The 20,480-nt window shown below is 65.7% G+C and carries 19 protein-coding genes; 9 read left to right on the top strand and 10 right to left on the bottom strand.

What is annotated here, in order from left to right; genetic code table 11:
- Positions 1-142 precede the first annotated feature (142 nt).
- On the top strand, positions 143-3,688 hold the full coding sequence (gene dnaE, locus AWB66_RS03910; protein ID WP_200818926.1) for a DNA polymerase III subunit alpha: 3,546 nt from the start codon (positions 143-145) through the stop codon (positions 3,686-3,688).
- A 12-nt stretch (positions 3,689-3,700) separates the two neighbouring features.
- Here the strand turns inward: dnaE and AWB66_RS03905 are convergent, their stop codons facing one another.
- A complete protein-coding gene (locus tag AWB66_RS03905) occupies positions 3,701-4,462 on the bottom strand; it encodes a glycosyltransferase family 2 protein (protein WP_087628965.1) in 762 nt (253 codons plus the stop codon).
- 235 nt (positions 4,463-4,697) lie between these two features.
- Between AWB66_RS03905 and msbA the strand changes: the two genes are divergently transcribed.
- From msbA to AWB66_RS03880, 6 genes are all read left to right on the top strand, one after another.
- Positions 4,698-6,482: a lipid A export permease/ATP-binding protein MsbA gene (msbA, locus tag AWB66_RS03900; RefSeq protein ID WP_087628964.1), complete on the top strand. Its 1,785-nt coding sequence runs from the start codon at positions 4,698-4,700 to the stop codon at positions 6,480-6,482.
- A gap of 67 nt (positions 6,483-6,549) precedes the next feature.
- Positions 6,550-7,518 carry a lipopolysaccharide heptosyltransferase I gene (gene waaC / locus AWB66_RS03895; RefSeq protein ID WP_087628963.1) on the top strand — a complete coding sequence of 323 codons (969 nt, stop codon included), beginning with the start codon at positions 6,550-6,552 and terminating at the stop codon, positions 7,516-7,518.
- Positions 7,515-7,784, top strand: a complete 270-nt coding sequence (locus AWB66_RS34235; protein ID WP_235020975.1) for a hypothetical protein — start codon at positions 7,515-7,517, stop codon at positions 7,782-7,784. The genes waaC and AWB66_RS34235 overlap by 4 nt, the downstream gene beginning before the upstream one ends.
- Positions 7,785-7,923: 139 nt before the next feature.
- The gene (locus tag AWB66_RS34230; RefSeq protein ID WP_235020974.1) at positions 7,924-8,121 is read left to right on the top strand and encodes a glycosyltransferase; all 198 of its coding nucleotides are present in this window, start codon (positions 7,924-7,926) and stop codon (positions 8,119-8,121) included.
- A gap of 55 nt (positions 8,122-8,176) precedes the next feature.
- Positions 8,177-9,217 (top strand): glycosyltransferase family 4 protein, encoded by a 1,041-nt coding sequence (locus AWB66_RS03885; RefSeq protein ID WP_087628962.1) that lies wholly within the window; start codon positions 8,177-8,179, stop codon positions 9,215-9,217.
- Between the two features lie 134 nt (positions 9,218-9,351).
- The gene (locus AWB66_RS03880; RefSeq protein ID WP_235020973.1) at positions 9,352-10,593 is read left to right on the top strand and encodes an O-antigen ligase family protein; all 1,242 of its coding nucleotides are present in this window, start codon (positions 9,352-9,354) and stop codon (positions 10,591-10,593) included.
- 19 nt (positions 10,594-10,612) lie between these two features.
- On the opposite strand, the gene rng is transcribed toward AWB66_RS03880, so the two are convergent.
- The 9 genes from rng to upp all read right to left on the bottom strand — a co-directional run bounded on the left by rng (position 10,613) and on the right by upp (position 18,844).
- Positions 10,613-12,082: a ribonuclease G gene (gene rng, locus AWB66_RS03875; protein ID WP_087628960.1), complete on the bottom strand. Its 1,470-nt coding sequence runs from the start codon at positions 12,080-12,082 to the stop codon at positions 10,613-10,615.
- A gap of 7 nt (positions 12,083-12,089) precedes the next feature.
- Positions 12,090-12,704: a Maf family protein gene (locus AWB66_RS03870; RefSeq protein ID WP_087628959.1), complete on the bottom strand. Its 615-nt coding sequence runs from the start codon at positions 12,702-12,704 to the stop codon at positions 12,090-12,092.
- Positions 12,705-12,758: 54 nt separating this feature from the next.
- Positions 12,759-13,229: a 23S rRNA (pseudouridine(1915)-N(3))-methyltransferase RlmH gene (gene rlmH, locus AWB66_RS03865; RefSeq protein WP_087628958.1), complete on the bottom strand. Its 471-nt coding sequence runs from the start codon at positions 13,227-13,229 to the stop codon at positions 12,759-12,761.
- Positions 13,230-13,261: 32 nt separating this feature from the next.
- The gene (rsfS, locus tag AWB66_RS03860; protein ID WP_087628957.1) at positions 13,262-13,705 is read right to left on the bottom strand and encodes a ribosome silencing factor; all 444 of its coding nucleotides are present in this window, start codon (positions 13,703-13,705) and stop codon (positions 13,262-13,264) included.
- Between the two features lie 2 nt (positions 13,706-13,707).
- Positions 13,708-14,469: a nicotinate-nucleotide adenylyltransferase gene (locus tag AWB66_RS03855; RefSeq protein ID WP_087628956.1), complete on the bottom strand. Its 762-nt coding sequence runs from the start codon at positions 14,467-14,469 to the stop codon at positions 13,708-13,710.
- Entirely contained in the window at positions 14,460-15,383 is a 924-nt protein-coding gene (gene hemF / locus AWB66_RS03850) for an oxygen-dependent coproporphyrinogen oxidase (protein WP_087628955.1), read from the bottom strand. Before hemF ends, AWB66_RS03855 begins: the two co-directional genes overlap by 10 nt.
- Positions 15,384-15,498: 115 nt before the next feature.
- Positions 15,499-16,788, bottom strand: coding sequence for a phosphoribosylamine--glycine ligase (gene purD, locus AWB66_RS03845; RefSeq protein WP_087629103.1), 1,290 nt, complete (start codon positions 16,786-16,788; stop codon positions 15,499-15,501).
- 266 nt (positions 16,789-17,054) lie between these two features.
- On the bottom strand, positions 17,055-17,783 hold the full coding sequence (locus AWB66_RS03840) for a YebC/PmpR family DNA-binding transcriptional regulator (RefSeq protein ID WP_087628954.1): 729 nt from the start codon (positions 17,781-17,783) through the stop codon (positions 17,055-17,057).
- A gap of 407 nt (positions 17,784-18,190) precedes the next feature.
- On the bottom strand, positions 18,191-18,844 hold the full coding sequence (gene upp / locus AWB66_RS03835) for a uracil phosphoribosyltransferase (RefSeq protein WP_087628953.1): 654 nt from the start codon (positions 18,842-18,844) through the stop codon (positions 18,191-18,193).
- 408 nt (positions 18,845-19,252) lie between these two features.
- Here upp and AWB66_RS03830 point away from each other — a divergent pair, with 408 nt between their 5' ends.
- The gene (locus tag AWB66_RS03830; RefSeq protein ID WP_087628952.1) at positions 19,253-20,032 is read left to right on the top strand and encodes an SDR family oxidoreductase; all 780 of its coding nucleotides are present in this window, start codon (positions 19,253-19,255) and stop codon (positions 20,030-20,032) included.
- A 49-nt stretch (positions 20,033-20,081) separates the two neighbouring features.
- Positions 20,082-20,474, top strand: coding sequence for a methylglyoxal synthase (locus AWB66_RS03825; RefSeq protein ID WP_087628951.1), 393 nt, complete (start codon positions 20,082-20,084; stop codon positions 20,472-20,474).
- Positions 20,475-20,480: the final 6 nt, after the last annotated feature.

Genomic DNA, 20,480 nt, shown 5'->3' with positions numbered 1-20,480 from the left:
CCGCATTCGGCGCGGCCGCCCGGATCGGCCGATCGGCCAGTCTGACGCAGATCATCGCGCGCTCTTTTCGAGACAAATCGCGACCTTGTCCGGTCGGCCAACGCGGGCGCGGGCGAGAATTTCGCGAAGAGGCGCATGTACAATATCGCCCATGTCAGATCCTCGCTTCGTTCATCTCCGCGTCCACTCCGAGTTCTCGATTGCCGATGGCATCGTGCGTCTGGACGACGTCGTCAAAGCCGCTGCCGAAGACGGCCAGGGCGCGCTCGCGCTCACCGATCTCGGCAACGCGTTCGGTCTCGTGCGCTTTTACAAGGAGGCGCGCGGCAAAGGGGTCAAACCCATCGCCGGGTGCGACGTCTGGATCACGAATCCCGCCGACCGCGACAAGCCGTCCCGATTGCTGCTGCTCGTCAGGAACAACGTCGGTTATCTCAACCTGTGCGAACTGTTGAGCCGCGCGTGGCTGACCAACCAGTATCGCGGCCGCGCGGAAGTCGAATTCGAATGGCTCGAAGGCGGGCTCGCCGAGGGCCTGCTCGCGATCTCCGGCGCGCAGCAGGGCGACGTCGGCATGGCGTTCGCCGCGGGCAACGACCAGGCCGCGGAGCGCAACGCCCAACGCTGGGCGGCGCTCTTTCCGAATGCGTTCTATATCGAGTTGCAACGCGCCGGGCAGCCGGGCGCCGAAACGTATATCCAGCAGGCGGTTGCGCTCGCGGCGAAGCTGAAGTTGCCGGTCGTCGCGACGCATCCGCTGCAATACATGACCCCCGACGATTTCACCGCGCACGAAGCGCGCGTGTGCATTTCGGAAGGCGACATTCTCGCGAATCCGCGCCGCCAGAAACGCTTCACGACCGACCAGTACTTCCGCACGCAGGACGAGATGTGCGCGCTCTTCGCGGACATTCCGTCGGCGCTCGCGAACACGGTCGAGATCGCCAAGCGCTGCAACCTGACGCTCGAACTCGGCAAGCCGAAGCTGCCGCTCTTTCCGACGCCCGACGGCATGTCGCTCGACGACTACCTCGTGCAGTTGTCGAAGGACGGGCTGGAAGTGCGCCTCGCGCAGCTTTATCCCGATGAAGCCGAGCGCGAGAAGCAGCGCGAAACGTATTACACGCGGCTCGATTTCGAGTGCGGCACGATCATCAAGATGGGCTTTCCGGGCTACTTCCTGATCGTCGCGGACTTCATCATGTGGGCGAAGAACAACGGCGTGCCGGTCGGTCCGGGGCGCGGTTCGGGCGCGGGCTCGCTCGTCGCCTACGCGCTCGGCATCACCGATCTGGACCCGCTGCGCTACAACCTGCTGTTCGAGCGCTTCCTGAATCCGGAACGCGTGTCGATGCCCGACTTCGACATCGACTTCTGTCAGGAAGGCCGCGACCGCGTCATCCAGTACGTGAAGCAGAAATACGGCGCGGACGCCGTCTCGCAGATCGCGACCTTCGGCACGATGGCGGCGAAGGCGGCGGTGCGCGACATCGGCCGCGTGCTGGATCTCGGCTACATGTTCACGGACGGTATCGCGAAGCTGATCCCGTTCAAGCCGGGCAAGCACGTCACCATCGCCGACGCGATGAAGGAAGAGCCCGCGTTGCAAGAGCGCTTCGACAACGAAGACGAAGTGCATCAGTTGCTCGAACTCGCGCAGCGCGTGGAAGGACTGACGCGCAACGTCGGCATGCACGCGGGCGGCGTGCTGATCGCGCCCGGCAAGCTGACGGATTTTTGCCCGCTCTATACGCAGGGCGAGGACGGCGGCGTCGTCAGCCAGTACGACAAAGACGACGTGGAAGCGGTCGGGCTGGTGAAGTTCGACTTTCTGGGCCTGACCACGCTCACCATTCTCGATTGGGCCGAGCGTTATATCCGCCGGCTCGATCCGTCGAAGGAAAACTGGAATCTCGCGCAGGTTCCGCTGGACGATCCGGCGTCGTTCTCCATTCTCAAGAAAGCGAACACCGTCGCCGTGTTCCAGCTGGAAAGCCGCGGCATGCAGGGCATGCTGAAGGACGCGCAGCCGGACCGCTTCGAGGACATCATCGCGCTCGTCGCGCTGTATCGTCCGGGCCCGATGGACCTGATCCCGAGCTTCTGCGCGCGCAAGCACGGGCGCGAGATCGTCGAGTATCCCGATCCGCGCGTCGAATCTGTCCTGAAAGAGACCTACGGCATCATGGTCTACCAGGAACAGGTGATGCAGATGGCGCAGATCATCGGCGGCTATTCGCTCGGTGGCGCGGACTTGCTGCGCCGCGCGATGGGCAAGAAGAAAGCCGAAGAAATGGCGGAGCATCGCGAACTGTTCCGGCAGGGCGCAGCGAAGAATGGCCTGAGTGCAGGAAAAGCCGACGAAATCTTCGATTTGATGGAGAAGTTCGCGGGCTACGGCTTCAACAAGTCGCACGCGGCGGCCTACGCGCTCCTCGCGTACTACACGGCGTGGCTCAAGGCGCATCATCCGGCGGAATTCATGGCGGCCAACATGTCGCTCGCCATGGACGACACCGACAAGGTCAAGATCCTCTTCGAGGACTGCCTCTCGAACGGCATGTCGGTGTTGCCGCCGAACATCAACGAATCGGCGTATCGCTTCGAGCCGGTCGCGGAGCCCGACGGCAAGCGCTCGAAGACGATCCGCTACGGCCTCGGCGCCGTGAAGGGCAGCGGCCAGAATGCGATCGAGGAAATCCTGCGCGCCCGCGCGGACGGCGCGTTCACCGATCTCTTCGATTTCTGCGACCGCATCGACCGGCGCGTCGTGAACCGCCGCACGGTGGAAGCGCTGATCCGCGCGGGCGCGTTCGATGCGCTGCACGAGAATCGCGCGCAACTGATCGCGTCGGTGCCGCTCGCGATGGAAGCCGCCGACCAGGCCGCCGCCAACGCGATGCAGGCCGGTCTCTTCGACATGGGCGACGCGCCGCAACAAGGCCACGAACTCGTCGACGAGCCGATGTGGCCGGACAAGAAGCGCCTGCAGGAAGAGAAGACGGCGCTCGGCTTCTATCTGTCCGGGCACTTGTTCGACGCCTACAAGGGCGAAGTGCGCCGCTTCGTGCGGCAGAAAATCGGCGAACTGAAGGAAGGGCGCGACAAGCTCGTCGCGGGCGTCATCACGACGATGCGCACGCAGATGACCCAGCGCGGCAAGATGCTGATCGTCAATCTCGACGACGGCTCGGGCCAGTGCGAAGTCACCGTCTTCAACGAGCAGTTCGAGGCGAACAAGGCGCTCTTCAAGGAAGACGAATTGCTCGTCGTGCAGGGCCAGGCGCGCAACGACGCGTTCACGGGCGGCATCCGCTTCACGGTCGAGTCCGCGATGGATCTCGAACGCGCGAGGAGCCGCTACGCTCAAGGCGTCAAGGTCGAGATGAATGGCAACGCCGATGCGCTGCGTCTGAAGCGCGTGCTGGAAGCGCATTGCGCCGGGCCCGAGCAGCAGGCGAGCGCGCCCGTGCCGGCGCCTTCGCGCGGCCCGCGAGGCGAGGGCGGCCGGCCGCAGCGCCAGCCGGTGCACATTCCGAACGGGCTGAACGTGAGCATCGTGTATCGCAGCGAGCACGCCGAAGGCGAAGTGCGTCTCGGCGATGCCTGGCGCGTCAAGCCCACCGACGACCTCATCACGGCGTTGCGCGGCGAATTCGCCGGCAGTTCGATCGAGATCGTCTATTGACCGGGCGGTGCGTCAGCGGAACGCGTTCAGATGCGCGAGCTTCAGGAACCGGTAGTAGACGGTCTGCCCGTTGAACACCGCGATCATGAAACCCGAGCGGCCGTCGAGAAACCCGCGTCGCAGGAAGTACGTCCGCAGGAATGCCCATAGCCCGCGCGTCACCGCGATGCCGAAGCTGCCGCGCTTGCCCGCCGCGTGGCGTTGCAGCGCGCCGGCGGTCGAATAGGCGTCGAGCTTGCGCAGCACGGTCTCGAAGTCTTCGTAGGAATAGTGCATCAGCCTGCCTTCAAGCCGCGCGAGCGGCGCCGCCGTCGAAAGCACGAGCCGCTCGTGCACGAGGTCGTCGGAGAAGCGCGCCGTGCCGCGCCTGAACAGGCGCGGAATCCAGTCGGGATACCAGCCGCTGTGCCGGATCCACTCGCCGCAAAAGCTCGACAGCCGGTCGACCGCGTAGACGTCGGCGCGCGGGTCGGCGATCGCGGCGCGGATCGACGCCGCCAGTTCCGGCGACACGACTTCGTCGGCGTCGATGGAGAGCACCCAGTCGGTCGCGAGCGCGTCGAGCGCGCGGTTCTTCTGCGGGCCGAAACCCGGCCATTCGCGCTCGACGATCACGCGCGCCCGATGCGCTTCGGCGATGCCGGCGGTCGCATCGGTGCTGCCGCCGTCGATCACGACGATATCGTCCGCGAAGGAGACGGCCGCGAGGCATTGGGCGAGCCGCGCCGCCGCGTTGTAGGTGATGATGGCGATGCCGAGTGTCGGTTGGGTCATGTTGCCGTTCGAGCGTGCGCTGCCACGTTGAGCGCGTGCCGTATTCTAAGTCGACCGCGCCGCCCGCCGCAGCGCGCTCGCGCCGCGAGAAACTTGACGCCTCGTTAATGAGATGACGATACGTGACGGATTACAATAGCGGATTGGCGCGCACCGTGCCTGGGCGCTGCTGCACGGGCCGCCTGCATGGGCCATCATGTGCACGCTGCGCACATCGCACCGACAGAGGATTGATTTGACCCAGCAACAGACACTGAGCAAAACCATCGGCGGTGGCACGACCACATCGCCCACGGCCGTGATGAGGCGCCTCTGGCCTTACATCCGGCCGCTCATGGGCACCGTGATCCTCGGTCTGGTCGCGATGGGTTTCGTCGCGGCGAGCGAGGCCGGCATTCCGATGCTGCTCAAGCCGCTGCTCGATCACGGCTTCGGCACGAAGGGCAGCGACAAGGCCATATGGATCGTGCCGGCCGCGGTCGTCGGGCTGTCGCTCGTGCGCGGCGTGGCGCAATACGCGTCGGGCTACCTGCTGTCGTACGTCTCGAACAAGATCCTGCTGCAACTGCGGCTCAAGATGTTCGAGCGCATGATCCACACGAGCGCGGGCTTCTTCCAGCGCGAAACCGCCAGCACGGTCATCAACGCGATCGTCTTCGAGGTCAACCAGATCCTGCAGGTGCTCTCGAGCGTCGTCGTTACGCTGGTGCGCGATTCGCTCACGGTCGTGTTCCTGCTCGGCTATCTTTTCATCCTGAACTGGCGCCTCACGCTGATCGTCGCGGTGATCCTGCCGGGCATCGGCTGGCTCGTCTCCAAGATCAACCGGCGCTTGCGGCGCCTGAACCGCGAGCATCAGCTGCTCACGAACGAGCTGTCGTACATCGTCGAGGAGACGGTCGGCGGCTACAAGGTCGTCAAGGTTCACAACGGCGAACCGTATGAAATGGGCCGTTTCAACGAGATGAGCAACCGCCTGCGCGGCTATTCAATGCGCATGCAGGTGTCGGGCGGGCTCGCGCAGCCGCTCACGCAGTTCCTCGCGTCGATCGCGCTCGCCATCGTCATCACGATCGCGGTCGTGCAGTCGGCAAGCGACCAGACCACCGTCGGCGGCTTCGTCGCGTTCGTCACGTCGATGCTGCTCGTCATCTCGCCGCTCAAGCATCTGATCGACATCAATCAGCCGCTGCAACGCGGCATGACGGCGGCCGAGCTGATCTTCGGCCTGATCGACGAGCCCGCCGAGCCGGAAGGCGGCGGCCGCCCGCTCGCGCGCGCCCAGGGAAACGTCGAGTTTCGTAACGTGTCGTTCAGCTACGGTTCGCCCGAGCGGCCGACGCTCGACCGCGTGTCGTTCAAGGTGGCGCCGGGCGAGATGGTCGCGCTCGCGGGCCCGTCGGGCAGCGGCAAGACCACGCTTGTCAATCTGCTGCCGCGTTTTTTCGATCCGGCAGAAGGCGAGGTGCTCGTCGATGGCGTGCCGCTTCCCGAGTACCGCCTGGCCGACCTGCGCTCGCAGATGGCGATGGTGAGCCAGGACGTCGTGCTCTTCAACGACACGATCGCCGCCAACGTCGCCTATGGCACGACGCCCGATCGCGGGCGCGTGCAGAAGGCACTCGCCGCGGCGAATCTCGCGGACGTGGTGAGCGCGATGCCCGACGGCATCGATACGCTGATCGGCGGCAACGGCATGCGCCTGTCGGGCGGCCAGCGCCAGCGGCTCGCGATTGCGCGCGCCATCTACAAGGACGCGCCGATCCTGATCCTCGACGAAGCGACCTCCGCGCTCGACTCCGAGTCGGAACGGCACGTGCAGGCCGCGCTGGAAACGCTGATGAAGGGCCGCACGACGCTCGTCATCGCGCACCGGCTTTCGACCATCGAGCGCGCCGACCGCATCCTCGTGATGGAGGCGGGACGGATCGCCGAGCAGGGCAGCCATGCCGAACTGCTTCGTCAGGACGGTCTCTACGCGCACCTGCATCGCATCCAGTACCAGCAGCAGGCCGCGTGAGCCTCGTCGTCCTTTTCATGCTTTCCTTGATCAACCCGGCGGATACCGCTCGAAACGTGCTTGCAGAATGAAGCGAATCTTGGTCGTGAAGGTCACCTCGCTCGGTGACGTGATTCAGGCGCAGGCGGTGGTGGGAGACCTGCATCGCGCGTTTCCGGGCGTGCAGATCGACTGGGCCGTCGACGACGCCTTCGCCGACATTCCGCGCTGGAATCCGGGCGTCGCCCGCGTGTTGTGCGCGCCGCTCAGGCGCTTCAAGAAGATGCGCAGCCTGAGCGATTTGTCGGCGATCGCATCGTCGATTTCCGACCTGCGGCGGGAGAAGTACGATGCGGTGCTCGACCTGCACGGCGTCTACAAGAGCGCGATCATCTCGTTTCTCACGCGCTCCAAGCGCCGTTTCGGGTATTCGCGGGTGAATCTCGGCGAACGCGGCGCGGCGTTCGCGTACACGCACCGGTTCGCGCCGCGCCACGACGCCAATGCGTGGGACGGCATGCGGCGCGCACTCAGCGAAACCTTTGGTTACGCGATTGAGCCCGTGCCGCCCACCGTTTTCTCGATTCCGAAGCCCAAGGCGGCACCCGACGCCGCGAAGGACACGCCGTTCGCACTGCTGTTTCACGCGACGTCGAAGGAAGAGAAGAAGTGGCCGGCCGCAAACTGGATCGCGGTGGGCCGCTCGCTCGTCGAGCGCGGCATCACGCCGCTTCTGCCGTGGGGTTCGGACGCGGAGCGGCGCGAAGGCGAGGCCATCGCCGAGGGCGTCCCCGGCGCGCGCGTGCTGCCGAAGCTGACGATCGAGGAGATGGCGCAGCACATCGATCTGGCGGCCCTCGTCGTGGGAACCGACACGGGTCTCGTGCATCTCGCCACGGCGCTGCGCAAGCCGACCGTGATGATCTTCACCGCGACCTCACGACCACATTTCGGCGTGCAGATTCCGGGCGTGTGCGTGTCGATCGGGGACGAGGGCCGCGCGCCGACCGTCGACGAGGTGCTGGACGCGATTGCTTCAGTGGAGCGTCGGCCGTGAAAATCCTGTTCACGAATTTTCACTGCGGCCGCAGTCGCGATACCTATATCGCAACCATCGCCCGCGCGCTCGTGAAGCGGCACCGGATTTTCGTCGCGGCGCCTGGATCGAACAGGCTGTTCGACCATGCGAGCGCGTTGCGCGACGTGGCGAGCCTGGCGATGGAGTTTTCCACGAAGCTGAAGGTTCTGGCGCGCATGCGCGCGGCTGGGCGGGCGCTGCTTGATCCCGGCTCGAACGAACGCGGTTCGACGTCATTCACGTGAACGGATCGCCGGATCATCGCCTGCTGTTGCTTGTCATGCTGTTCTGGAAGGGGCCGCGGTCGCGCATCGTGCAGCGGCAGACTATTGACACGCTCGGCATGCGCGCTATGCGGGTCTGCCGGAGAACGTCGACGACGGCGTGGACGGCTGGATCGTCGAGCCGCGCGACGTCGGCCAGATGACCGCCGTCGTGCAGAAAATCCTCGAAGGCCGCGCAATGCTGCCGGACATCGGGGCGCGGGCGCGCGAGCGGGCCGTGCGCGAGTTTTCGAGCGAGCTTTTCATCGAGCAGACCGAAGCGGTGTATCGGCGCACGGCATCGGGCCGGGCTGGCTGACCGCGGCGCCGTCCCGGCCGTGCACGCCAGCGAAGCTTTTTTTACAGCTAGTGAGATGTCCAACCCAGTGTCGAATCCCGTCATTCACATCGTCAACGGATTTCTCAACCCGCACGGCGGCAGCGAACAGGAAGCGCTTTATCTCGGACGCCTCCTGGCCGAACGAGCCGACGTCAGGCTGTGGGCATCGTCGTCGCGATGTTCGCCCGAGTTGGCGAGCCAATACGGAATCCGCAAGATCGGACCCGGTGCGGGCAATCGTCCGGATGGCGGTGTCTACGTGTTCGTGGGCGCGCACTGGCGCCGCCGGCTCTGGCCTTACCTGAGCAAGGCACCCGCGCGCCTCATCTACGTCTTCAACACGTTTCACCCGAAAATCCTCTCGCTGACGTCGGCGCATCCGCCCTTGCTGCGCTGGCCGAAGACGGAATACGTGTTCATCTCCGAGTTTCAGAAGCAACTGCTCGGCGTCGAGGGCGAGGTCCAGCCTTCGCCGATCGACATCCGGCTGTTCGCTCCGGCGCCCGGGCCGCGCACGTCGCGCACGTCGCTCGCGATCGGACGCCTGAGCCGCGATACCGCCGACAAGCACGATCCCGAGGATCTCGCCCTGTACCGGAGTTGGGCGCAAGAGGGGGCGGAGGTCCGCCTGCAGGGCGCGACCTGCCTGCGCGATGCATTCGATGCGGCCAGCGGCGCCGTCCCGAGCGTGCAGTTGCTGGCCGAAGGTGCGATGCCCGCGGTGGATTTTCTTCGCAGCCTGGATGTCTTCTACTACCGGACGGGCGCGCATGTCGAAACCTTCGGGCGCGTCGTGCTCGAGGCGATGGCGTGCGCGCTGCCCGTGGTGTGTCATCGGCGGGGCGGCTATGCGGAGTGGATCCGGCATGGCGAAAACGGCTTTCTGTTCGATTCGACCGACGAGGCCCGCGGGATCGTCAGACGCCTGATGGCCGATCCCTCGCTGCGCGCGTCCATCGGCGCGCGAGCCCGTGAAGCGGTCGAGTCGATGTATTCTAGCGAGGCCGTCGAGCGGCGCACGCGCTTCTATCTGAGCGGACCACGCGCGCAGGATGGCAGCGCGCCGGACCATTGAAACGAATGCGCGCTGGCGGCGGGCGACATCGAGGCAAAAAGGCAGCATCCGAAAAGAAGGCGGGGCGTTGAACCAATAATATGCAAGCGACAATACTTTCCCGGCTGCGCGGGTCCCGCACGAGTTCCTATCCGTTGATCCTCGCGAGATCGTTCGCTCTCTTGACGCTGTGGCTCGTGCCGATCTCGACGGCCGGCGTGAACCTCGGCTCCGCGCTCTTCACGCTGTGCGCGCTCGCCTCGCCCGAGGCGTGGCGGCGCGTGAGAACGATGCGCGCCGGATCGACCGTGAGCATCGCCGCGCTGATCCTGTTCGTCGCACTTGCGTTGAGCGTCGCCTACAGTTCGGCGCCCGCGCGCGAGGCAGTCGACTTCCTGCTGAAGTACCGCAAGCTGCTGTTCTTCCCGCTGCTTTTTCTGGTCTTCCAGAGCGACGACGACACGAACTGGGCCGCTGGCGCCATCTGGGGACTCTTTGCGACGCTCGTGCTCTCGATGGTGCTGACTTATACCAACGCCTTCGGATGGACGGCGTTCGGTCCGATGCATGGCGCGGAACCGGTGTCGAAGCCGTGGGTGTTCAAGGACCATATCTCCGGTGGCCTGATGATGGCCTTCTTGGTCTGCATGGCATTCGCGCTCGCGCGGGCGACAAAGAAGGGTGCCGTCCGGGTCCTGCTGTATGGCGTCGGCACGCTCGCGCTGATCAACGTGCTCTTCGTGCTGAAGGGCCGTACCGGACAGGTCGTCGCCATTGCTTACATGGCGATCTATGTCGTCGTTCAGGCGACGCGGCTGCGTCACTACCACGGTCCCACGCGTTGGGTCGCCGTGCTCGCGGGCGTCGCGGTTTGCGCAGCGCTGGTGTTCTTCGCGCTGCACGGGAAGGATTCGCGGCTGGGCGAAACAACCCAGGAAATCACGCAATACGAAACGCAGAACAAGAACACATCGATGGGCGTGCGCATCGAGTTCTATCGACGCAGCACGGAACTGCTGATGGAGAGACCGATCGCCGGATACGGCGCCGGGAGCGTGCGGACCCAGTTCGAGCGGCTCGTGAGCGCGAGCACCGGCGGCCGCGCGGCGATGGCCGGCAACCCGCACAACGAGTTTCTCCTGATGGGCGTGCAACTCGGACTGATCGGCGTGGCGCTGTTCGTCTGGCTGCTGGTGACGATCAGACGCGAGTGCCAGGGCCTGGCGGACCCTGAACGATCGATTGCGTACGGGTATCTGTTCGCGTTCGTGCTCGGATGCCTCGCGAACTCGCTGCTGCTCAATTTCACCGAGGGAAACCTGTTCGTGTTCCTGATCGGGATATTGATCTATGGCGCGCGGCGGCGGGTGGACGACAGAAGCGCCGCGCCGTCGTGATGCCGGCGGCGCGGGCGGGCTACATCAGCACGATGTCGTACTGTTCCTGACTCAGATTCGACTCCACCTGCAACGACACCGGCTTGCCGATGAAATCCATCAGCATCGCCAGATGCTGCGATTCCTCTTCGAGGAACAGGTCGATGACCTGCTGCGACGCCACCACCCGAAACTCGCGCGGATTGAACTGCCGCGACTCGCGCATGATCTCGCGCAGCACGTCGTAGCACACGGTGCGCGGCGTTTTCACCTGCCCCTTGCCGTCGCACACCGGACACGGCTCGCACAGCACATGGGCGAGCGATTCGCGCGTGCGCTTTCTCGTCATCTCGACGAGACCGAGTTGCGAAAACCCGTTGACCGTCACGCGCGTGCGGTCGCGCGAAAGCGCCTTCTTCAGTTCGCCCAGCACCTGATCGCGATGCTCGACATTCTCCATGTCGATGAAGTCGATGATGATGATGCCGCCGAGATTGCGCAGCCGCAGCTGGCGCGCGATCGTATGCGCCGCTTCGAGGTTCGTCTTGAAGATCGTGTCGTCGAAATTGCGCGCGCCGACATAGCCGCCCGTATTGACGTCGATGGTCGTCATCGCTTCCGTCTGGTCGATCATCAGATAGCCGCCCGACTTCAGATCGACGCGCCGCGATAGCGCCCGCTGGATCTCCGCCTCGATGTTGTACAGGTCGAACAAAGGCCGCTCGCCCGTGTAGTGGTGCAGGCGCGACGCCACCGCGGGCGTGAACTCCGCGGCAAAATCGGCGAGCATCTGATAGGTCTCGCGCGAATCCACCTGGATGCGCGTGGTCTCGTCGTTGACGAAATCGCGCAGCACGCGTTGCGCAAGATTCAGGTCCTGATACAGCAGCGTCGTGGGCGGCACGCGCTGCGCCTGAGCGACGATCGTCGTCCACGTCTTTCGCAGATACGCGACATCGGCGGCCAGTTCTTCGCTCGTCGCGTCTTCGGCGATGGTCCGCACGATATAGCCGCCTTTTTCATCGGCGGGCAGGACGGCCGTGAGCCGCGCGCGCACGGCCTCGCGTTCCGCCTCGCTTTCGATCTTCTGCGAAATCCCGATATGCGGTTCCTGCGGCAGATAGACGAGCGTGCGCCCGGCGATGCTCACCTGCGTCGAGAGCCGCGCGCCCTTCGTGCCGATCGGGTCCTTCACGACCTGCACCATCAGCGCCTGTCCTTCGAACACGATCTTCTCGATCGGCGTGTGCGGCGCCGCCGAATGCGACACGCCCGGAATGCGCGGATGCCAGATGTCGGCGACATGAAGGAACGCGGCGCGCTCCAGGCCAATGTCGATGAACGCGGACTGCATGCCCGGCAGCACGCGCACGACGCGCCCGAGATAAACGTTGCCGACGCGCCCGCGTGAAAGCGTGCGTTCGACGTGAAGCTCCTGCACGGCGACTTGCTGAACGAGTGCGACGCGGGTTTCCTGCGGTGTGACGTTGATCAGGATTTCTTCGTTCATGGCCTGTTTAGAAGTCGACGCGCGCCACGCGCAAGAGAGCTGCGGTTTCGAAAAGGGGCAGACCCATGATACCCGAATAGGACCCCTCGATCCGCTCGATGAACGCAGCCGCGCGTCCTTGAATGCCGTAGGCTCCGGCCTTGCCGAGCGGCTCGCCCGTCGCCGCGTAACGCTGCAATGCAGCACGATCGACGGCGGCCATGCGCACCTTCGAACGCGACAACGCGGGCGGCAACACGGTGCCTTCGGCATCCACGACGGCGAGCGCCGTCAGCACTTCGTGCTCGCGTCCCACGAGCCTTTCGAGCATCGCGACGGCTTCGTTCGCATCGGCGGGCTTGCCCATGATCGCGCCATCGACGGTGACGGTCGTATCGGCGACGAGGATCGGTGCGGCCGGATGATGCCCCGCCGTGCGGCGAGCATGCGCGGCTTCGGCCTTGAGCGTGGACACGCGCACGACATAGGCATCGGGTGCTTCGCCGGGAAGCTCGGCTTCGAGCGCTTCGGCGTCTTCGTCGGGACGCGGCAGCAGCAGTTCGAAACGCACGCCGAGCTGCTGCAGCAACTCTTGACGACGCGGGCTTTGGGAGGCGAGATAGATGAAGGAATGAAGCGGCATCGGAAGCGGATCTCTTAAGACGTGCCCAAGACCGCTTGCGAACGTGACAGGGCCTCAGGCGCGATGATAGGGATGATTCTGCGTGATGCTCCACGCGCGGTAAAGCTGTTCGGCGAGCAGAACGCGGACCATGCCGTGCGGCAGCGTGAGACTCGACACGCGCAGCAGCAGTTCCGCGCGCGCCTTCAGTTGGGGATCGAGCCCGTCCGCGCCGCCGATCACGAACGCGACGTCGCGCCCGTCCTGCTGCCAGCCGGGCAGCGCGCCCGCGAGTTGCATCGTGCTCCAGTCGCGGCCGCGTTCATCGAGCGCGACGAGACGCGCGTGCTTCGGCAACGCGGCTTCGATCCGCTGGCGCTCGGCGGCCATCACGCTCTCGGCGTTGCGGCCCGACGAGCGCTGTTCGGGCTTGATCTCGCGTAGCTCGATGCGCAGTTCCGGCGGCATGCGCTTCGCGTACTCGTCGAAGCCGGCGGCGATCCACTCGGGCATCTTGTGGCCGACCGCAAGGATATGCAGTTTCATGACGCGCCAACCGGTACGCTAACGCCCGCGCGTCAGCGGCGCGTCGTCTTGCGCGCGGGTTTGGCGGCGGGCGCGTCGTCCTCGTCTTCGTCGAGCGGCTCGCTCGCGCGCGCGCCGCCGAACGTGTTCGGATTCTGCAGCTTGACGCGCACCGGCTTGTCGCCCCAGACCTCTTCGAGGTTGTAGTACTGGCGCAGCGCCGGTTGCATGATGTGCACGACCGCGTCGCCGCAATCGACCAACACCCATTCGCCGATCTCTTCGCCTTCGGTCGAGATGACGTCGCCGCCTGCGTCCTTGACCTTCTCGCGCACGCTGTTGGCGAGCGCCTTGGTCTGCCGGTTCGAGGTGCCGCTCGCGACGACGACGCGGTCGAAGAGGGCGGTCAGGTGCGTCGTGTTGAACACCTTGATGTCGTGCGCCTTGACGTCTTCGAGACCGTCGATGATCGCGCGCTGAAGTTTTTGAATTTCCATGGTTACCGTTGGTACAGGTGATGTTGAACAATATAGTCCCAGACGGCGGGCGGGACCTGGCTTCGCAGGTCCGTCCGGTTTGCCGCCGGGACTTCGGTTGTGTTGTGGTTATGGGTGGCTTTGGTTTCGCGAAAATACTCGCGGATCGCGGTCGCCGATACATCGACCGCCAGCGACTGATCGATCAGCAGATGGCCGTGCGGCGTCGCGCGCAGCGTTTGCGGCGCGGCGCCGCGTGCCGCGACTTCGGCCGCGACGGCATCGGGCAGCACCGAGAGGTCGAAACCCGGCCGCGTTTCCACGCAGACGTGAGCGAAGTCGAAGAGGCGCTTCCAGTCGTGCCAGGAATTCAGGCGCACGAGCTGGTCCGCGCCGACGAGCAGCGCGAGCGACGCCTCACCGCCTTCGCGCTCGCGCCAGCGCGCGAGCGTGTCGACGGTGTAGGTCGGGCCGTCGTGCTCGATTTCATCGGTGGCGACCTTTACCTCGACGCCTGCGAGGCGCATCGACCCGGCGGCCGCGCGTGTCATCGCGAGGCGGTGCTGCGGTGCCGAGACGCCTTCCTTCTGCCACGGCTGGCCGGCGGGCAGGAACACGAGCTCGGTCAGTTGCAGCAAGTCGACGAAACGCGCCGCCAGCGCGAGGTGTCCGTCGTGGATCGGGTCGAACGTGCCGCCGAGAAGGCCGACGCGCCGGGCGCAGAGCGGGTTCGAATTCAGTATTCGGTCCTTGTTCCGGTGAGTGGCAGGCGCGCTCAGACCCATTCGCGCGGCACGAGGAAATCGGTGTACAGCCGCGCTTCGGGCGTGCCCGGCTCAGGCTTCCAGTCGTAGCGCCAGTTCGCGACGGGCGGCATCGACATCAAAATCGATTCCGTGCGGCCGCCGCTTTGCAGCCCGAAATGCGTGCCGCGGTCGAAGACCAGATTGAACTCGACGTAGCGGCCGCGCCGGTACGCCTGGAACGCGCGCTCGGCCTCAGTGTACGGCGTGTCGCGGCGCCGCTCGATGATCGGCAGGTACGCCGTAAGGAACGCGTCGCCGACGCTTCGCATCATCGCGAACGAGCGCTCGAAACCGGGCTCCGCGAAATCGTCGAAGAAAATCCCGCCGATGCCCCGCCGTTCGTCGCGATGCTTCAGATAGAAATACTCGTCGCACCACGTCTTGAAGCGCGGATACAGCTCGGCGCCGAACGGCGCGAGCGCGCCGCGGCACACGCGATGGAAATGGCGCGCGTCGTCCTCGTAGCCGTAGCAGGGCGTGAGATCCATGCCGCCGCCGAACCAGAAGAGCGGCGCCTCGCCTTCCTTCGTCGCCATCAGGAGTCGCACGTTCATGTGCACGGTCGGGCAGTGCGGATTCTCCGGATGCATCACGAGCGACACGCCGAGCGCCTCGAAGCCGCGTCCGGCGAGTTGCGGACGCGCCGCACTTGCCGACGGCGGCAGCGCGTCACCCGCGACATCCGAAAAGCCGATGCCGCCGCGCTCGAAAAACTGCCCGCCTTCGAGAATCCGCGTGCAGCCGCCGCCGCGCAGGCGCTCGTCGGGGCCGCGCTGCCAGCGGTCGGTCGCGAACGGGACGCCGTCGAAGGCGCCGAGCGTCTCGGCGATCTGCGTTTGCAGGCCGGTGAGATAGGTGCGCACAGCTTGTACGTCGAAAGTCGTGTCGGTCATCGTTGCTGCGTTATGCCATGCGTTGGACGCCAGTTATCAAGCGTCCCCTTAAAAAACGCGCTGCCGGACGCGAAGGTCCGGCAGCGCGGGTCATGCCTTGAGCGAGCGGACCGCTTCAGCCGTGACGGTCGTTCTGCTTGCGGTTGACCGCGCGATAGCCGATGTCGCGGCGATACTGCATGCCGTCGAACGAAATCTGGTTGACTGTATCGTAGACCACGGATTGCGCGCCGCGAACCGAATCCGACAATCCGACGACGCACAGCACCCGTCCGCCCGACGTCGTGAGCTTGCCGTCGGCAAGCGTCGTGCCGGCGTGGAAGGTCACGGCGGTGTCGGTTTCGGCCGGAATGTCGCTGATGCGGTCGCCCCGGCGCGGCGTCTCAGGATAGTTGTGCGCGGCCAGCACCACGCCGAGCGCCGTGCGGCGGTCCCATTCGAGCACCGCGGAATCGAGCGTCCCGGCGATCGCGAGTTCGACCACTTTCGAGAAATCGCCCTTCAGGCGCGCCATGATCGGCTGCGTTTCCGGGTCGCCCATGCGGCAGTTGAATTCGAGCGTCTTCGGGTTGCCTTGCGCGTCGATCATGAGGCCGGCGTACAGAAAACCCGTGTAGCGGATGCCTTCGCCTTCCATGCCGCGCACCGTCGGCAGGATGATTTCGCGCATCACGCGCGCGTGCAGTTGCGGCGTGACGATCGGCGCGGGCGAGTACGCGCCCATCCCGCCGGTGTTCGGGCCGCGGTCGCCGTCGAGCAAGCGCTTGTGGTCCTGGCTGGAGGCCAGCGCCAGCACGTGCTTGCCGTCGACCATCACGATGAAGCTCGCTTCCTCGCCTTCCAGGAATTCTTCGATCACCACGCGCGCGCCCGCGTCGCCGAGCTTGTTGTCGGCGAGCATCGAATCGACGGCCGCGTGCGCCTCGTCGAGCGTCGTCGCGACGACCACGCCCTTGCCGGCCGCGAGCCCGTCCGCCTTGATGACGATCGGCGCGCCTTTCGCGTCGAGGTACGCGTGCGCGGCGGCGGCGTCGGTGAAGGTTTCGTACTCGGCGGTCGGGATCTGGTGGCGTTTCATGAACGCCTTCGCGAAGTCTTTCGAGCTTTCGAGTTGCGCCGCTTCCTTCGTCGGCCCGAAGATCTTGAGCCCGCGCGAGCGGAACAGGTTGACGATGCCGGCCGCAAGCGGCGCTTCGGGACCGACGACCGTCAGCGAGACGTTTTCGCGCTCGACGAAATCGGCGAGCGCGGCGGGATCGGTGATGTCGATGTTGCGCAGACGCTCGTCCTGCGCGGTGCCGCCGTTGCCGGGCGCCACGTAGACGATCTGGACGCGCGGCGACTGCGCGAGCTTCCACGCGAGAGCATGTTCACGACCGCCGGAACCGACGACGAGTAACTTCATTTGATTCCCCGAATACGTATAAAACCAGTGGCGGCGCAAACCGGGCGCCGCTCGACGTGCGAAACGCGAGAAATGCACGAAACGCGCGCGTCGACAAATGCGGGCCGGTCTAGCGGCCCCGCGTTCGTGCCCGGCAGGCAATTGGGAAGGCGGATCGCGCGGGCGTCTGCGGCGTCACGCACCTTCCGGCAGCAAATCGTTCGATGGCGCGCTTCGCCTGAATCAAGCGAAACCCGTTCCACGCGCGCGCCGCGCGGCGAACGGCCTTACTCTTCGTTGATCGCGGCGTTTGTATAGACTTCCTGCACGTCGTCGAGATTTTCGAGCGCATCGAGCAGTTTTTGCATTTTTGCCGCGTCGTCGCCGGTGAATTCGACTTCGGTCTGCGGCTTCATCGTGACTTCGGCGAGTTCCGCCTTGAAGCCCGCGCCTTCGAGCGCCGCCTTCACCTTCGGGAAGTCGTTCGCGGGGCAGATGACCTCGATGCTGCCGTCTTCGTTCGTCACGACGTCGTCGGCGCCGGCTTCTAGCGCCGCGTCCATCAGCTTGTCTTCCGGCGTGCCGGGCGCGAACAGGAACTGGCCGACGTGATCGAACATGAACGACACCGAGCCGTCCGTGCCCATGTTGCCGCCGTGCTTCGAGAACGCGTGGCGCACTTCCGCGACGGTGCGGGTGCGGTTGTCCGTCATCGTGTCGACGATGATGGCCGCGCCGCCGATGCCGTAGCCTTCGTAGCGGATTTCCTCGTAGTTCGCGCCGTCGACGCCGCCCGTGCCGCGCTGGATCGCGCGGTTGATGTTGTCCTTCGGCATGTTGGCGTCGTACGCCTTGTCGACGGCGAGCCGCAGGCGCGGGTTCGTGTCGGCGTCGCCGCCGCCCATGCGGGCCGCGACCTGGATTTCCTTGATGAGGCGCGTCCAGACCTTGCCGCGCTTGGCATCGGCCGCCGCTTTCTTATGCTTGATGTTGGCCCATTTCGAATGACCCGCCATTACCTTTCTCCGTCCGCGCGCATGGGCGTTGAGCCGCGCGCCTGTGTTTCAGTGTGTTCGCCCGGCTTGCAAGCGTGTCCGGCCTGGGCGACGGGCGACCGATGCGTGTTCCGGTCGCGCCTTTGCCGGTCGTTCAGACGACGTATCCGGCGTCTCGTGCAGGGGTGTTCGCCCGGAAAAGCCGGCTGCGCGGTGCTTCCGGCGGCTTGATCGCCGTCCGGGCGGCAAACCGGGGCCGTGAACCGGGCAGACAGGAATTTTATCATGGCGCCTGCGGCCGGCAGACGCCGCGCGGCGGGAAAACGCGCGCGTGGCAAGCGGAATACGCCGAAAAACGGGGGATTTCCGCGGGGCGCGGCGAAAAGCACGGCGAAAACCGCCCCGCGAAACGACGGGGCGCCGAGCGGTCAGTTTCTCGTGCCGAAGAGCCGGTCGCCGGCGTCGCCGAGGCCCGGCACGATATAAGCATGGTCGTTCAGGTGCGAATCCAGCGACGCGACATACAGCTTCACGTCCGGATGCGCATCGGAGAACACCTTCACGCCTTCGGGCGCGGCCACGAGCGCGACGAACACGATGTTCTCGCCCTGCACCTTGCGGCGCTTCATCACGTCGACGGCGTGAACCGCCGAATAACCCGTCGCGACCATCGGATCGCATAGGATGAACACGCGCTCCTCCAGATCGGGCGGCAGGCGCACGAGATATTCGACCGGGCGGTGGTCGTCGTCGCGATAGACGCCGATATGGCCGACCCGCGCCGACGGCACGAGATCGAGCAGCCCGTCCGACATGCCGATGCCCGCGCGCAGCACCGGCACGATCGCGAGCTTCTTGCCGGCGATCACGGGCGCATCGATGTCGACGAGCGGGGTCGCGACGCGCTTGGTCGTGAGCGGCAGGTTGCGGGTGATCTCATAGCCCATCAGCAGCGTGATTTCGCGCAGCAGCTCGCGAAAGGTGCGCGTCGACGTGTCCTTGTCCCGCATGTGCGTCAGCTTGTGCTGGATCAGCGGGTGGTCGAGGATGAAGAGATTGGGGAAACGGCTGTCCTGGGTCATGGGAGTCGCGCGAAGGGCGCATGGAGTGTTGTTCGGCCGACGGCTCGCGCCGGGTCGCGCGCGAGGGCCCGTCGCCGCGACACGGCTCGGGCAGCCTGACGCGCCGGGCTCAGACGATCCCGCCAGTTTACCGAAAACGCATCGTTCATAAGGAAGATTCGGAAGATTCGAAGGCGCGGACGGCGCGAAGCGAGCCGCCGACGTCCGCGCCCCGATTCTTCTATCATTGCGCGAACGGACCGTCATGCCGACAGGGTTCACGCCGGCGCGGTGCGGCAGCGACGGATCGTCATCGGCGAATCGAACGCGAATCGAACGCGGATTGAACGAGAACCGCCAACTTTCTTACATGAGACCCGAGCGGGGCGCAGGTCGGCAGCGCCCGTTGGGCCCGACAAAGGAGCAACGATGGATATGGGAATCGCAGGGCGCACGGCCCTGGTTTGTGCGGCCAGCAAGGGACTCGGGCGCGGTTGCGCCGAGGCGCTCGCGGCCGAGGGTGTCAACCTCGTGATCGTCGCGCGCACGCAGGCGACGCTCGACGCCACCGCCGCCGACATCCGCGCCAAATACGGCGTCGACGTGAAGGCGCTCGCGTGCGATATCACCACGCCCGAAGGCCATGCCGCGGCGCTCGCCGCGTGCCCCGCGCCGGACATCCTCGTGAACAACGCGGGCGGCCCGCCGCCGGGCGACTTCCGCGACTTCACCCGCGACGACTGGATCAAGGCGCTCGACGCGAACATGCTCACGCCGATCGAGCTCATCAAGGCGACCCTCGACGGCATGATCGATCGCGGCTTCGGGCGCATCGTCAATATCACGAGTTCGTCGGTAAAGGCGCCGATCGACGTGCTTGGTCTCTCGAACGGCGCGCGCTCCGGGCTGACGGGTTTCGTCGCGGGCGTCGCGCGCAAGATCGCGGCGACCGGCGTCACGATCAACAACCTGCTGCCGGGCACGTTCGACACGGATCGCATCGCGGAGACGCTCGCGGCGCAGGCGAAGGCGCAGAACATCTCGCTCGACGAAGCGCGTGCGCGCCGGGCGAAGGCGCTGCCGGCGGGACGTTTCGGCACGCCCGACGAGTTCGGCCGCGCCTGCGCGTTCCTGTGCAGCGCGCACGCGGGCTATATCACGGGACAGAACTGGCTCATCGACGGCGGCGCCTACCCAGGCACGTTCTAGCCGTCGCTTCTCATCACCATAACCATCGACAACGACAGGAGCCACATCAATGAGCACACGCGTCGCGCTGATCGCGCACGACATGAAAAAGGACGACATCGTCGCGCTGGCGGGCGAATACGTCGATACGCTCGCGCAATGCCGGCTCGTCGCGACGGGCACGACCGGCACGCGGATCGCGGCGGCGCACGGCCTCGACGTCGAGAAGAAGCTCTCCGGACCGCATGGCGGCGACCTGCAGATCGGCGCGGAACTGGCGGAAGGGCGTGTCGATGTCGTGATCTTCCTGCGCGACCCGATGACGCCGCAGCCGCACGAGCCGGACATCAACGCGCTGGTGCGCGCCTGCGACGTGCACAACGTCCCGTGTGCGACGAACATCGCGACCGCGCGCATGATTCTCGACGAACTGCGCCTGCGCCTGGCACGCGCGGCGTCCTGAGCGACC

Source organism: Caballeronia telluris (assembly GCF_001544495.1).
Taxonomy (GTDB): domain Bacteria; phylum Pseudomonadota; class Gammaproteobacteria; order Burkholderiales; family Burkholderiaceae; genus Caballeronia; species Caballeronia telluris.
The sequence above is the reverse complement of the archived record's forward strand: the minus strand, read 5'-3'. Positions and strand labels throughout refer to the sequence as shown.